The sequence below is a fragment of the Mucilaginibacter sp. 22184 genome, assembly GCF_052045695.1.
Taxonomy (GTDB): Bacteria; Bacteroidota; Bacteroidia; order Sphingobacteriales; family Sphingobacteriaceae; genus Mucilaginibacter.
In genome coordinates this window covers 172,020-186,757 of sequence record NZ_JBQEPI010000003.1, presented here as the reverse complement: position 1 = coordinate 186,757, position 14,738 = coordinate 172,020, and the positions used below count along the sequence as shown (strand labels likewise).

General features: G+C 43.8%; 13 protein-coding genes. 8 read left to right on the top strand and 5 right to left on the bottom strand.

Annotated features, from left to right (window positions below; translation table 11 throughout):
* Nucleotides 1–84: 84 nt before the first annotated feature.
* The gene (locus tag ACTJKG_RS08260) at nt 85–1,467 is read left to right on the top strand and encodes a S41 family peptidase (RefSeq protein ID WP_172334976.1); all 1,383 of its coding nucleotides are present in this window, start codon (nt 85–87) and stop codon (nt 1,465–1,467) included.
* Between the two features lie 32 nt (nt 1,468–1,499).
* Here the strand turns inward: ACTJKG_RS08260 and ACTJKG_RS08255 are convergent, their stop codons facing one another.
* A complete protein-coding gene (locus ACTJKG_RS08255) occupies nt 1,500–2,267 on the bottom strand; it encodes a hypothetical protein (protein WP_440738925.1) in 768 nt (255 codons plus the stop codon).
* Between the two features lie 129 nt (nt 2,268–2,396).
* On the opposite strand from ACTJKG_RS08255, the gene ACTJKG_RS08250 reads away from it, so the two are divergent.
* Complete coding sequence (locus tag ACTJKG_RS08250) at nt 2,397–2,981, top strand: TIGR00730 family Rossman fold protein (RefSeq protein WP_440738924.1); 585 nt, start codon at nt 2,397–2,399, stop codon at nt 2,979–2,981.
* A 129-nt stretch (nt 2,982–3,110) separates the two neighbouring features.
* Here the strand turns inward: ACTJKG_RS08250 and ACTJKG_RS08245 are convergent, their stop codons facing one another.
* Both ACTJKG_RS08245 and ACTJKG_RS08240 read right to left on the bottom strand, forming a co-directional pair.
* Nucleotides 3,111–3,428: a cupin domain-containing protein gene (locus ACTJKG_RS08245; RefSeq protein ID WP_440738923.1), complete on the bottom strand. Its 318-nt coding sequence runs from the start codon at nt 3,426–3,428 to the stop codon at nt 3,111–3,113.
* A gap of 131 nt (nt 3,429–3,559) precedes the next feature.
* Nucleotides 3,560–4,330 (bottom strand): C1 family peptidase, encoded by a 771-nt coding sequence (locus ACTJKG_RS08240; RefSeq protein ID WP_440738922.1) that lies wholly within the window; start codon nt 4,328–4,330, stop codon nt 3,560–3,562.
* 230 nt (nt 4,331–4,560) lie between these two features.
* Between ACTJKG_RS08240 and ACTJKG_RS08235 the strand changes: the two genes are divergently transcribed.
* From ACTJKG_RS08235 to ACTJKG_RS08210, 6 genes are all read left to right on the top strand, one after another.
* A complete protein-coding gene (locus ACTJKG_RS08235; RefSeq protein ID WP_440738921.1) occupies nt 4,561–6,189 on the top strand; it encodes an acyl-CoA carboxylase subunit beta in 1,629 nt (542 codons plus the stop codon).
* A 4-nt stretch (nt 6,190–6,193) separates the two neighbouring features.
* Entirely contained in the window at nt 6,194–6,619 is a 426-nt protein-coding gene (locus ACTJKG_RS08230; protein WP_440738920.1) for a DUF3592 domain-containing protein, read from the top strand.
* Nucleotides 6,620–6,685: 66 nt separating this feature from the next.
* Nucleotides 6,686–7,858, top strand: coding sequence for a dipeptidase (locus ACTJKG_RS08225; RefSeq protein ID WP_440738919.1), 1,173 nt, complete (start codon nt 6,686–6,688; stop codon nt 7,856–7,858).
* 75 nt (nt 7,859–7,933) lie between these two features.
* The gene (gene trxB / locus ACTJKG_RS08220; protein ID WP_172334969.1) at nt 7,934–8,890 is read left to right on the top strand and encodes a thioredoxin-disulfide reductase; all 957 of its coding nucleotides are present in this window, start codon (nt 7,934–7,936) and stop codon (nt 8,888–8,890) included.
* Between the two features lie 776 nt (nt 8,891–9,666).
* Nucleotides 9,667–11,928 (top strand): family 20 glycosylhydrolase, encoded by a 2,262-nt coding sequence (locus tag ACTJKG_RS08215; RefSeq protein WP_440738918.1) that lies wholly within the window; start codon nt 9,667–9,669, stop codon nt 11,926–11,928.
* Between the two features lie 16 nt (nt 11,929–11,944).
* Nucleotides 11,945–12,724 carry a hypothetical protein gene (locus tag ACTJKG_RS08210; protein ID WP_440738917.1) on the top strand — a complete coding sequence of 260 codons (780 nt, stop codon included), beginning with the start codon at nt 11,945–11,947 and terminating at the stop codon, nt 12,722–12,724.
* 206 nt (nt 12,725–12,930) lie between these two features.
* On the opposite strand, the gene ACTJKG_RS08205 is transcribed toward ACTJKG_RS08210, so the two are convergent.
* Nucleotides 12,931–13,926, bottom strand: a complete 996-nt coding sequence (locus ACTJKG_RS08205) for an aldo/keto reductase (protein WP_440738916.1) — start codon at nt 13,924–13,926, stop codon at nt 12,931–12,933.
* 60 nt (nt 13,927–13,986) lie between these two features.
* Nucleotides 13,987–14,706, bottom strand: coding sequence for a DUF72 domain-containing protein (locus ACTJKG_RS08200; RefSeq protein ID WP_172334965.1), 720 nt, complete (start codon nt 14,704–14,706; stop codon nt 13,987–13,989).
* Nucleotides 14,707–14,738 lie beyond the last annotated feature (32 nt).

Genomic DNA, 14,738 nt, shown 5'->3' with positions numbered 1-14,738 from the left:
AAAAATAATAGAAAGGAAGCCGGCTGGTTTCCTTTTTTTATGCCTGTAGAAACCGTATTTTAAGCGCCAATATCTATTCATAGCATGAAAATTATCTCCCCGAAATTAACTTACCGTTTATTGATTGCGTTAAGTGCCAGTGTTACAATTTATTTACCCCTAAAAGCCCAAACAGTAAGCAATACAGACAGTCACGAAATAGTGACCAAACTTGCCGATAAACTGGTTGATGTGTACCCTTTTCCCGAAATCAGCGCGAAATACAAGGAGGCACTTTTAAAAAATGAAGCTTCGGGGCGTTATAATGGTTTAACCGAAGATGAACTTGCCACAAAGTTAACAGCAGATTTGCGCACCACCCATAAGGATGTTCATTTGAGGGTTATGCGCAATGAAGCCACCTATAAAAATATGACCGCTCCACGCAGCGAACGTGGCCATAATCAGGAAGATAATTCAGAAGCGAAAGCTAACTATGGTTTTAAAAAAGTAGAGATAGACGGTATAACATCAACGGCGTATATTGATGTTCCTGGTCCGTTTTATGGCTCGCAGGAAGCGTTCGAAATGGCTGCTGCAAGTATGAACATGGCTGCTTACAGTAAAAATATTATTATCGATATCCGCCATAATCCGGGAGGTACAGGACAGATGGGCCGCTTTTTAGCCGCTTATTTCTATAATCCTGGCCAGGAGCAGTTTTATCTTAACGGGTTTTATAAAGATCGCAAGCATGATGAACAGGAATGGACTTATGCTTATGTGCCCGGCAAGCACATGCCCAACGCCAATGTATATATCCTGGTAGGTAGGGGTACGGGCTCAGCCTCTGAAGGTTTTGCTTATGCGATGCAAAAATTGAAGCGGGCAACCCTGGTAGGCGATACCACAGCAGGCGCGGGAATAGCCGGTACCTTTGTTGCACTTAAAAATAACCTCATTGTGTTTACTCCGTTTAAAATGGTTGTTGGCCCTAACAGCAATGTGGGCTGGGAAGGAACGGGTGTAATCCCCGATGTGCAAACCGGCAAAGAAGATGCCTTACTTATTGCTCGTAAACTGATCCTGGAAAATATGCTGAAAACTTCGGCTGATTCGGCTCAGCGAGAAATTGCCCAATGGCTGGTGGATGACAGTAAAATTCCCGTGAATTCATCGGTGAATATGAAAGCCAAATACGGCGCTATTATCGGGAAGTATAATAATAACATCACCGTAACCTACGCTAAAGGAGATTTGCTCTGGAACCGGGTTGAACCTGGCAAACCGGTTGAAAGTTTTGTAATTAAGGAAGTTAAGCCAGATGTATTGGTGATAACTGGTCTTAATGGCAATATCGGGCCAAACGTATCAAGAGCTTATATCAACCGGGATGCTAAGGGCAATATAGAAAGCATAACCCGTAAAACGCTATTGGGCAATGGTACTATATCTGCAAGTTCACAGCTCTTAAAAAAGATTAAATAAATAAATGGCAGCCAGCTGGCTGCCATTTATTTTCACTGACCATTTCCAACAGGTGATAAAATACCGCCGGTTATAATGATTTTTAACGCCTGGTCCTGCGCAAAACCTTCTTTTACCAGCGCCTGGAAATATTGATGTGTCAATTTCGCTATTTCGGCAATTTTGCCTGGTTGTTTGTAATAATCAAGACGGGCATTCAGCATGGCTTTGGCCATATTGCCATACACAGGGCCCATGGCATTTTGCATATCTGTTTCTTGTTGTGATAACCCGCTAACTGCATCCTGGCGTTCCACCGGCGGTGGGGGTAACAATACCACGTCGGTTACTTTTACTTTCCGGGTAGATCCGGCAGGCAATGATTGGGTAAGACTTACATTATAATAATTGAAAAACTTGATGCCGTCGCTTCTGTAGCCTGGTCTTTCAATAATGTCGATAGTTTTAGCGGTGGCAGGTATTTTTTTAAAATAGATCTTAAAAGCCAGTTTATCGCCGGCTTTGGCAAAAGTATGCTTGGCCGGTACCATCGCTATATTATCTGATTTTATGTAATTATAATGCTCATTGTCTACATCGGTTTGAATAAAAATTTCCTTATTAAGCTGTACCCAAGAACTGTCGCTGCGGGCCGTATATTCAAAGCTAACAGTTGTAAATTGTTTGTCGGTCTCTATTTTGGTTATTCTGCAGTTCCAGTCTTCGGGAACCCCCACCGAGGGGTTTTCAATACTTTGTGCAAAAGAGGTGAATCCTGTTATCAATAGCAGCAGGGTTGCTAAGGCGAAAAACTTTCTCATTATAGATAATTTATGATTTGGTTTAAGATGTATAAATGTAAAGGTTAAATGTACTACTGACAAATAAAATATATGCATTATTCCTGTTTTCATAAGCTTCAAAACAAACAGGTCTGATATATTTGTGGTATGAAAGCTATCTGTGTATTCTGTGGCGCCAACTTTAATGGCGACCCGGTATTAAAACAAGCGGTTGAACAACTGGCCGAACTCATGGTGAATCGTAACATCACCCTGGTGTATGGTGGTGGTAAGGTAGGTATAATGGGCCTGCTGGCTGATAATGTTCTGCAACGGGGAGGTAAAGCCATTGGTATTATCCCACAGTTTCTGATGGATAAGGAGGTTGGCCACACCGGTTTAACTGAGTTACATATTGTTGAAAATATGCACCAACGCAAACAAATGATGAATAATCTTTGTGATGCCATCATTACTTTGCCAGGCGGTATAGGGACACTCGAAGAATTTTTTGAGGTGTTAACCTGGCTGCAATTAGGACTGCATAAACACCCGATAGGTTTACTCAATGTAAATGGTTTCTACGATTTTCTGCTTAAACAGTTGGATGTAATGGTTGAGCAAAAATTTATGAAACCCGCCAACCGCGACCTGGTGATCACATCGGGCGATCCTATCGAGTTAATTAACCTCATGGACGGTTTTAATGTTGCACCAGATGAAGTTTGGTTTAAAGATAGAAACCTTACGTAGATGTGCAAATTTGCGGATATGATGTGCAGATGAAAAACAGGAACCTCATTTAGAGGTTGCGAATGTGTATATTTCAGATGTTTTGATTCTTTTATCTGCATATCCGCACATCATCTGCACATCTCAAATTTATTCCCCGCCTTCCGGGCCGTAAAAAATAACCCAGGTGGCAAAATCATCGGTGAAGTTTTCAAAACGGTGTTCAACTCCCGCTTTAACAAACAATACATCACCCTGCTGAAAACTGGTGCGAACACCATCGTTCAGAAATTCGCCGTAACCACTGATGATCACATATAATTCATCCTGCAAATGCGGTTTTTGAGGGTCGATGTTTACCGGCCGGTATATTTCAACCGACATACTACCATGCTCAATAACTTTAACAAATAAATTTTCGGGCTTATTGCTTAAATGCTGCAACGCTTTAATGACCGATGATTTCATTTTTATAGGGATTAAAATGCTGTACGTTTTACGTGGTACGTATTATGTTTAAGTAATTCGTGTTGAATTTGTATAACACATTGTACATTATATTATAAAACGTATAACGTAATACGTGCAACGGAAAAAAATTATGCTACCTGGCTAATGGTCCAAAAATCGTCGGCCAGGTTAGTACTGGTAATGTAGTCATAAGGCATATAAAAATAGCCTTTAAGTCCCCAGCTATCACCCCAACTGTTACGTACAATAAATGCGCTCTTTTGATCATCGTAGCCTACCGCCATTACCGCGTGCCCGCCTATTACACTCTCTGCATCTGAAGGCATTGGTAAAACGCCGCTTTTGGCTACAGCATCACCTTCAAAACTTTGATACGCCGTAAAACCAAACACAAACGGATTGCCACCAGCAAGGCAGGTTTTTAACTCATTAATTGCGGCGTTATTTAAGCGGGTGTATTGCAGTGCTTTGTTTTTCAGGGCGCTTGTATATAACGTTTTAGTGGGTTTCGTAGCAAATTTACTCACATTATATGGCCACAGGCTTTCGTCGCAAACACCAAGGGTAGCAACAGACTTAACACCATCACGTAATTGCGCGCCGCTATCAGCTTTAACATGCCCTTCTAAAACCCGTTCATTATAATAAATGAATAAACGTGATGGACTAAATACCGTCAGTTTTTGCTTTATGAGTTCAAACTGAAAGGCTGCTGCTATGGCGTTGGCTGTGCATGATCCTAATTCGCCCTGATCGTAAACCGGCGGACACTGCGCGCGCAAGTCGACCAATGGGGGAGTAGGTTGAGCAAGGGCGGCGTGGCGTACAACTGCATATTGAAAATCGCGGTGATCGGGCAGGTCGGGTAACCAGCCATAACGTTTGGTTTGTTGTATCATATAAGGGATAAAATATTTATGCAATAAAGGTATAGCGTTTGGCAATAATTCAGGTGCGTGTTTTTACGTTATCTGGTACGTGCTACCACCTGAATATTTAAACAAGATAAATAGTTGATTAGCAATGTCAAAGATTTGTTACTCAGTAATGTGTAAAACAAATCGGCAATTGATTAGCTTTTGATCCTTTAATTTTTCCTATTTTACATTTTTCCCATTATAAACCAATTATGGATATCGCATTCAATATCAATGAGGATATAAACAAACAGCTTGTTTATGAGCTCAATACCAGGCTCAAAAAAATACACGAGGGCGGGGGCGAAAAGGCCGCGGCCAAACAAAAAGAAAAAGGAAAAATGCTGGCCCGCGAGCGTGTGGCCTATCTGATAGACGATAACAAACCCTGGCTGGAAATTGGCGCATTTACTGCCGATGGCATGTATGCCGAACATGGCGGCTGCCCATCAGGCGGGGTAGTGTGTGGCATTGGTTATGTATCGGGAAGGCAGTGTGTGGTGGTAGCTAACGATGCCACAGTGAAAGCCGGTGCCTGGTTCCCGATAACCGCTAAGAAAAACCTGCGCGCGCAGGAGATAGCCATGGAAAACAGGTTACCTATTATTTACCTGGTTGATTCTGCCGGCGTTTATTTGCCCCTCCAGGATGAGATATTTCCTGATAAAGAACATTTCGGGCGCATCTTTCGCAATAATGCCATCATGAGCAGCATGGGTATTATCCAGATCTCGGCCATTATGGGTTCCTGTGTGGCAGGTGGTGCTTATCTGCCTATCATGAGCGATGAGGCTATGATTGTGGAAGGCACCGGTTCGGTTTTCCTTGCGGGATCATACCTCGTAAAATCGGCCATCGGTGAAGATGTGGACAACGAAACACTGGGCGGCGCCACAACCCATTGCGAAATATCAGGTGTTACCGATTATAAACAACCCAATGATAAAGCCTGCCTGGATTCTATCCGCAACATCATGAGCATGGTTGGCGATTATAACAAAGCCGGTTTTGATCGTATAAAACCTGTCGCTCCAAAGCTCAACGAGAAAGATATATACGGCATCCTGCCTGATAACCGCGAAAAAGCCTATGACATGAAAGAGATCATTTTACGCTTGCTGGATGATTCGGCTTTTGAGGAGTATAAGGAAGGCTATGGCCAGTCTATTATTTGCGGCCTGGGCCGTATTGATGGTTGGGCGGTAGGTATTGTGGCCAATCAGCGCAAGGTGATCAAATCAAAAAAAGGCGAGATGCAGTTTGGTGGCGTTATTTATTCCGACTCGGCCGATAAAGCCACTCGCTTTATTATGAACTGTAATCAAAAGAAGATTCCCCTGGTGTTTCTGCAGGATGTTACCGGCTTTATGGTTGGCAGCCGCTCAGAGCAGGGAGGTATCATTAAAGATGGCGCCAAAATGGTGAACGCGGTAGCCAATTCGGTAGTACCTAAATTTACTATTGTAGTTGGCAATTCTTATGGTGCCGGTAATTACGCCATGTGCGGCAAGGCCTATGATCCCAGGTTGATATATGCCTGGCCATCGGCAAAAATCGCGGTAATGGGAGGCGGACAAGCTGCCAAAACCTTGTTACAGATACAGGCAGCCGGACTAAAAGCCCGGGGCGAGGTTGTTGATGAAGTAAAAGAAGCCGAGCTGCTGAAACAAATAACAGACCGGTACAATAGCCAGACAACCCCATATTATGCCGCTGCAAGGCTTTGGGTTGATGGAATTATCGATCCGCTGGAAACCCGCAAGGTGATCTCGATGGGTATTGAAGCCGCCAATCACGCACCTATTGATAAAGCATTTAATGTAGGAGTGATACAGACGTAAAGTTATGAATGCCACCATCGATGAACTCCTGTTACTTGCCGGCGGTGCTTTTTTAGTCGTATTAGGTATAGGCAAACTAAATGAGCGTCGGAAATTGCTTAAAACCGGTGCCAAAGTAGAAGGTGTGGTTTTTAGCCTGGAAGAGGAGTGGGGTATAGGGGAAAAGCGCTCAAAATTGTATTACCCGGTGATCAGATTTGTGACCATAGAAAAAGAGTGGGTAACCAAGCGCCATGGAATTGGTACATACCCAGCAGCGTATACCGAAGGTGATAAAGTTATTGTGATTTATGACAAGTTTGATAATGAGCATTTTATATTAGATAACACGCTAACCAAGTTACTTGGTCCTTTATGTATAGTTATAGGGGTTCTGCTGATGCTTGGTGTGGGCGTCTATTACATTTTAAATCAATATCAACAGGTTTAAACAGATCGTCATTCAACGAAATCATCTAAATCAAAAAAATCAACGGTCAAAACCTTATCTTGAAATATGAAAAAACGGTTACTCCCTTTCCTGCTGATCTCTTTAAAACTTTCGGCGCAAAACGCACAGCAAATACATCAAAAAGCCATCCTGATAGATACGCATAACGATGTGTTGTCAACACAACTGATCACCAAAAACGATCTGGCCAAACGGCAAAGCGTGGGTAACTTCGACTTGGTGCGGGCTAAAGAAGGCGGGCTCGATGTGCAGATATTTTCGATCTGGTGCGGCGAAAAATATGGTAAGGGGACAGCTTTTGCTCAAGCCAATCAGGAGATTGATTCCTTATATGCGCTCATCAAACGCAATCCTGATAAAATAACACTGGTGCGTAATAGTGCCGAGCTGAAAAAAGCCGTTGATCAGAAAAAGCTGGCCGCACTGATAGGTGTGGAAGGTGGGCACATGATCGAAGACCGGATGGATTATATCGATAGTCTGGCCAAGCGGGGCATGAGCTACCTTACCCTTACCTGGAACAACAGTACCTCCTGGGCTACATCCGCTCGCGACGAGGTAACCAAAAAAGATAGCTTGAAACATCTGGGCTTGACTGATTACGGTAAACAAATTGTACATCATTTAAATGATCTGGGCGTAATGGTAGATATATCGCACGTAGGCGAACGTACTTTTTATGATGTGTTAGCTACTACCAGTAAACCGGTTATCGCCTCACATAGCTGCGTGTATAATATCGATCCGAATAGACGCAATCTGAAAGATGACCAGCTTAAAGCCCTGGCAAAAAACGGCGGCGTAGTATGTGTGAATTTTTACAGTGGTTTTGTCGATAGCGCATACACTCCAAAAGTGACTGCCTTTTATTTAAAGTATAAAAAGGAAATCGACTCACTAAGCAAAGTATATAATGATGCCGACCTGGGATTTATAAAGGCAAGTTCCCTGCACCAGGCCGAGGCCGACAAATTACGTCCGCCTTTAAGCATGCTCATCCAACACATTGATTACATCGTTAAGCTGATTGGGGTTGATCATGTGGGTATAGGATCTGATTTTGATGGTTCTGAGTCATTCCCATTGGGTATGGATAGCGTGGCCGATTATCCCAAAGTAACCGCGGAACTGCTTAAGCTTAACTATACCGAAAAAGATATCGACAAAATACTGGGTGGTAATGTATTGAGGGTGCTCAAAGCTAATACAGGTAAATGATGGCACAGCATTGACCATTCGCCCCTTGCCTGATAAACAGATAAATCGTAAATTCGCCTACATTTTTTTATAACAATGTCTCAAGAAACTGAACACATCAAATGCCTTATCATAGGCTCAGGGCCGGCTGGTTATACCGCCGCTATATATGCTTCAAGGGCCGATCTGAAACCCGTTATGTACACTGGTTTATTGGCCGGAGGTCAACTTACCCAAACTACCGAGGTTGAAAATTTTCCCGGATATCCTGAAGGTATCATGGGTCCCGAAATGATGGAAGATCTGCGTAAACAGGCCGAACGTCTGGGCACCGAGATTCGTTTTGGTTACGCCAGCTCGGTTGATTTTTCAAGTCTGCCCCATAAAGTGGTTATTGATGAAACCAAAACCATTACTGCCGATACGGTGATCATTGCTACCGGTGCGTCAGCTAAGTGGCTGGGCCTGGAGTCTGAACAAAAATACAGCGGTTTTGGTGTTTCGGCATGTGCTGTTTGTGATGGCTTCTTTTTCAAAGGACAGGATGTGGCCATTGTAGGCGCCGGTGATACCGCGGCCGAAGAAGCTACTTACCTGGCTAAACTTACACGCAAGGTTTATATGATCGTTCGCCGCGATGAGTTCCGCGCCTCAAAAGCAATGGTACACCGCGTGTTGAATACCCCTAATATCGAGATATTATATAATACCGAAACCAAAGAAATCCTTGGCGACGGGCAAAGTGTAACTGGTGTAAGAGTGGTTAATAACCAAACCAACGCCGAAACCGATCTGGATGTTACCGGATTCTTTGTCGCTATAGGTCACCACCCGAATACCGATATTTTTAAAGGCTGGTTAAATATGGACGAAACCGGCTATATCCTTACTCGCCCAGGATCAACAGAAACCAATGTAGAAGGTGTGTTTTGCTGCGGCGATGCCCAGGATCATATCTACCGCCAGGCAGTTACCGCTGCAGGTACAGGCTGTATGGCCGCTATTGATGCTGAGCGTTACCTGGCCGCAAAAGAGCATGTAGTAACCGCGTAATAGCACCACCCAACCCTCCCCATCCCGATAGCTATCGGGAGAAAGGGCTTTCTAAAATATAGCAAAGCGCCAACTGGAAACAGTTGGCGCTTTTGTTTTAATTAATGTGAGTTCCATACAATTAGCTCTCTAAGCCATTTCAATCAGTATTAACGAACAAAAGTGGGTTTACACTGTAAACCTACTTTTTAACATTAAAATAAATTAAATTATTGATTGTTAGGTTTTTATGTAAATGTAAACCATGAAAAGTGTAAACCATGTAAACCCACTTTTGAAATCTCTTCCGAACGGCGAAGTGCGCATGTAATAATTCCCCTCCCATTGCCTGTGTCCTCACAGGCAATTTTAATACAAGCTGCCTGTGAGGGCACAGGCATCGGTTTAGAATTTTGCAAACCCTATCGGGGTTAAAGCCTTGTAGGAGAAGGTTAATTTTAATATCAGTGCCGTAGGTACTGCACTCAGGTTGCATACCTACGGCATGCTAATCACTCATTTCCGTTTTCTACAAAGCTTTTACTCCTACAGAGTATCTCTAACTTACTGACATTGATGGGGCGATGGCCTGTGCAATGATAGGAAAGAGAGGAAAGCGATTCGGTAAAAATGCGATAATCGGCTACAAATACGTTTTAGCACACATTTTTTACACATCAAACTTCTTGTATTTTTTTAAAAACATCTATATTCACCATTCAGTACCAACCTGATTAATAAATATGTACAAAAAAGCATCTTCCGTGCTTTTTGCAGTGTTTACAATATTTGTAACCATGGCAAAAGCTCAGGAATCCGATCCTAATCTGGGTATCATCCCGGCTCCCGTTTCATTGAAAAAAGCTTCCGGTCAGTTTGTATTGAGTGAGGAAACCATTATCCAGGCCGATTCGCCCTCCAACAAAGCGGTTTTGTTTTTTAAAGATTACCTGGCCAATAATATGCGCTATCGTAAGTCGGTTGTGGTGAAGGCGATGATGAAAAATCATCCAAACGCCAATTTTATCAAACTAACAGCAGAAGGGACGGATAATTTGCCTGCCGAAGGTTATCGCTTAAATATTACTCCCGAAAAAATTACCATTGCAGGTAAAGGCTCGGGCCTTTTTTATGGGATACAAACGCTTTTACAGTTGATGCCATTGGAAAGGAGCGCTACCGCTAAGTTTCCGTGCTTACAGATAGAGGATTATCCGCGTTTTGGTTATCGCGGGGCGATGCTGGATGTAGGGCGACACTTTTTCTCGGTCGAGCTGGTTAAAAAGTACATTGATCTGTTGGCCGCTTACAAACTGAACACTTTCCACTGGCACCTGACCGAAGATCAGGGCTGGCGCATCGAAATAAAGAAATATCCAAAGCTTACACAGATCAGCAGCCAGCGCGCACAAACCTTAATTGGTGGTTATCGCGATCGTACCCCGCAGCAGTTTGATGGAATACCTTACGGCGGTTTTTACACCCAGGATCAGATCCGCGATGTGGTCAAATATGCGTCGGACAGGTATATTACCGTTGTTCCCGAAATTGAGATGCCTGGCCACTCTTCAGCGGCTTTGGCTGCCTATCCCGAATTAGGGTGCGATCCAGGTACGCCAGTTAAAGTAGCCGAAACCTGGGGTGTTTTTCCGGATATCTATTGTCCATCTGATAAAACATTCGCTTTTTTGGAGGATGTGTTAACCGAAGTGATGGCGCTTTTCCCAAGTAAATATATCCACATCGGCGGTGATGAAGCACCAAAAGATGCCTGGAAAAAATCGGCCTTTTGTCAGGATCTTATCAAGAAGTTAAAACTGAAGGATGAGCATGGCCTGCAAAGCTATTTTATCCAAAGGATCGAGAAATTCCTGAACTCCAAAGGACGCAGCATTATTGGCTGGGACGAGATACTGGAAGGCGGCCTGGCTCCTAATGCTACTGTAATGAGCTGGAGGGGTGAAGAAGGCGGTATTGCAGCTGCTCAGCAAAAACATAATGTGATCATGACCCCGGGAAGCGGTGGTTTGTATATTGACCACGGTCAGGGTAAACCAAGCCAGGAGCCATTGAGCATTGGTGGTAACGAGCCTTTATCAAAAATATACAGCTATAACCCAACTCCGGCCGTGTTAACTGCCGAAGAACAAAAATATATAGAAGGCGTACAAGCCAACTTATGGACAGAATATATCCCGACTGATGCCAAGGTGGAATACATGCTGTTGCCGCGATTGATGGCCCTGTCGGAAGTGGCCTGGTCTCCTTTGGCTAACAAGAATTTTAAAGATTTTTCGGAAACCCGCTTACCCGGTCATTTAGCCTGGCTGGATAAAAACAATATCAATTACCGTGTGCCGGTGGCTATTGGCGCTAAGGATACGGTGATGATAGGCTCGCAATTGAATGCCACCTTAAAACCATCGGTAGAGGGAGCAACGATATATTACACTATCGACGGCTATACCCCGCGTGAAACGGATCTGATCTATACTATCCCGCTGAGCTTTTCCATTCCGCCTGATCAGTATCGGGAGTTACAAACCATAGTGATCACTCCATCGGGTAAAAGGAGTGTGGTGACGCGTACCGTGGTGTATAATAAAGCGCCGATGGCAGCCGTTAATTATACAGGATCAGCAAGAGGGGTAAAATACCAGTTATTTCCGGGTGCGTATACGGCTACCAGCCAGTTAACCAATTTGCCGGCTGCAGACAGCGGCGCTGTTAAAACATTCAGCACTATTGATTTCCGGAAAAGCAAAGGCAAATACGGTGTCATCTATTCGGGTTATTTGAATATTGATGCCGACGGTAATTATGGGTTTTCGACCCTTTCTGGCAACGGATCGGTATTACTGATTGACGGGCAGCCTGTGGTTGATAACGATGGTAAGCATGCGGTTACCGAACAGGCAGGCGCAGTGCCTTTATTGAAAGGGTATCATAAGCTTACTTTAAAATATGTTGATGCTGGCGGCCCGAATACTTTAAAAGTATTTATCAATGCGCCGGGCAAACAAAAAGCTGAATTAACAGCCGATACTTTATATAATTAATATCCTGCAAAATAAAATGACTAATAGATTTTATCTTTTCGCGTTATTAATAGGTGCTGCAATTACCGGTTGTGGTGGTAACGAAAAAAAGCCTCTATCTACTGTGCCGGTAGCTAAAAAACCGGAGCTGATGCCACCTTTCAGGTTTCATAAATTGATAGAAGTATCACCCGGTCAAAGCTATGATATATTGAGCTGGGGACGTGGTTCGCAGGACGCGGGATCGTTTATGATTCTGCATTCCGATTCATCGGCCATCAAATATACCACCACTACCGGCGACCTGGATGGGACTATAGTGGATGTGTACAACGCCGATATGGATGTGGATGGTAACCCCGAAATATTAATTCAGGCTAAGTCAAAAGATACTACCAATTACGCCAGTATCTATGCTTTTGAGTTCAGTAACAACAAAGCCAATAAGCTCGATTTTCCACGGCTGAACAACTCACAGCGTAAAGGCTACCGGGGTAATGATAATTTTTACATTCGCGATGGCAAGTTGATGCGCGAATTTCTTATTTACAGCGGTACCGGAAAGGAGGCCAAACCCACAGGCGCCAAACGCCAGCTGGAATATGGCTTGCGCGGCAATGAGTTCACTGTAAAACAACTCAGCAAAGATTCAACCGATGTGGTTGATAAAAAAGGGACAGTGGCAACTCCGCCTGTTAAACAAAACGAGGAAAAGAAAAGCACCAGCGCAAAAAAATCTGAAAAGAAAAGCAAATCCTCTTCGTCAAAATCAAAGAAAAAGAAGAAACACAGGAGAAGGCATCAGGCTGATGAATAAAAAAGAGCGGCACCCTTGGGGTGCCGCTCTTTTTTATGTAATTATATTTTTGTCATCCTGAGGAACGAAGGAGCTTCTTCAAAATGCAAAAGGCCTGTCAGTCTGAGCTTGTCGAAGACTCGTGCCTAGAGGCCTGCCCACCATGGTTCGACGGGGCTCACCATGACACCCTTATTTTAGCATTACAATTGGGGTATGTTCAGAAATTACCCCACAATCTCCAGATCGCCCAACTGGTTATTGATAAATTCCATTTCCTCGCCATTGATATGTATCTCGATAGCCTTGGCATTTTGTTTGGCCTGTGCGGCATTACGGGCGCCTACAAGCGCTATGGTAATGCCCGGATGGTTGATGGTCCAGCGGATTACTAACTGTCCCAGGGTGGCGCCTTTTTCATCGGCCAGGGGTTTTATTTTGGCAAGGAATTCGTTGGTACGTTTAATGTTCTCTTCCTGAAAATATTTTACACCAGCGCGATGATCGCCCGCTTCAAATTGGTGCCCTGGTTTTATTTTACCGGTCAATAAACCACGTTCCAGCGGACTATAAGCCAAAATTGACTTTTTATTTTCGATGCAGTAGGGGATCAGTTCATCTTCAATATCCCGGTTCACCATACTAAAAGGCACCTGGTTGGATGCCAGCTTGACGGTTTTTTCGGCGGTAGCCATTTGTTGTAAATCGTAGTTACTTACGCCGGCCTCACGTATTTTGCCCTGTTCTTTAAGCCGAAGCACGGCTTCCATAGTTTCATCGATAGGTGTGCTGGCATCCGGCCAGTGGATCTGGTACAGGTCAATATAGTCGGTACCCAAACGTTTCAGGCTATTTTCGCATTCCAGTATGATGCTTTCCTTGCCTGCGTATTTATAAACATCAATATCCTTACCACCATTATCCTGGCTTTTAAAGCCAAAAGTGCCTTTAGCTAAATCCCAGCGCATGCCGTATTTGGTGAGCAGCTGTACTTTATCGCGCGGTAAACCTTTTATGGCCTCGCCAACCAGTTCTTCGCTTTTGCCCTGCCCGTAAATAGGGGCGGTGTCAATAGAGGTAATGCCCATATCGTAAGATACGCGCATGGCTTCAATGGCTTCTTTATCGTCATTACCACCCCACATCCAGCCACCAGCGGCCCAGGCGCCAAATGTTATAACCGAAACAGCAAGCTTAGTTTCTCCTAATCGTCTAAATTCCATAGATAAATAAGTGGTTTAAAATCCGGCAGCAAAATGTATTTAATTGTTGAGATTAAAAAATTATTTAACCAACGAAATCATATCATTTGCGTTACCCACGCCAACCGCGTCAAAATCATTATTAAAATAAAACCAGGCCTCGCGGGTACCGGGATTTTGTTTTACGGCGTTGATGATTTTTTGGAGAAAACCTTTAGAATAGGGCGAACGATACAACACCGGTACACCATGAAATCTGTAGTAAACAATAGGTGTATTTTGTATCACGTCGTCGGGTAAACTGGGATGGCTCATGCCGCAAAAGGTAATATGATGTTTGGCCAGTTTTTGATAAACCAAATCATTCCACCAGCTTACATGACGTAGTTCCAATACGTTTTTAAATGAAGGGTTAAGGCTGTTGATGATCCGTTCAAGCTTCTCCTCATCATAACTAAAACTCGGCGGCAGCTGAAACAACACCGGCCCAAGTTTCTCCCGTAATCCCTGGTTAATGGTATCATAAAAACTGGTGATGAGCTCAGTGGTATCGTTAAACTTTTTGTAATGGGTAATGGCACGCGGGGCCTTTACCGCAAAACGGAAATCGGCCGGACTTTTACCATACCAGTTTTGCAGGAACGAAAGCTGTGGGAAACGATAAAAGGTTACATTGAGCTCCAGCGTTTTAAAATGCTCGCAATAATAATCGAACCATTTGCGCTGCGGCAGATCCTCCGGGTAAAACTTACCCTTCCAGTCCTTATAGTGAAAACCCGAACAACCGATATGCCACTCCATTCTGTATAAAAGAATGCGAGTGGCGTTTTGTT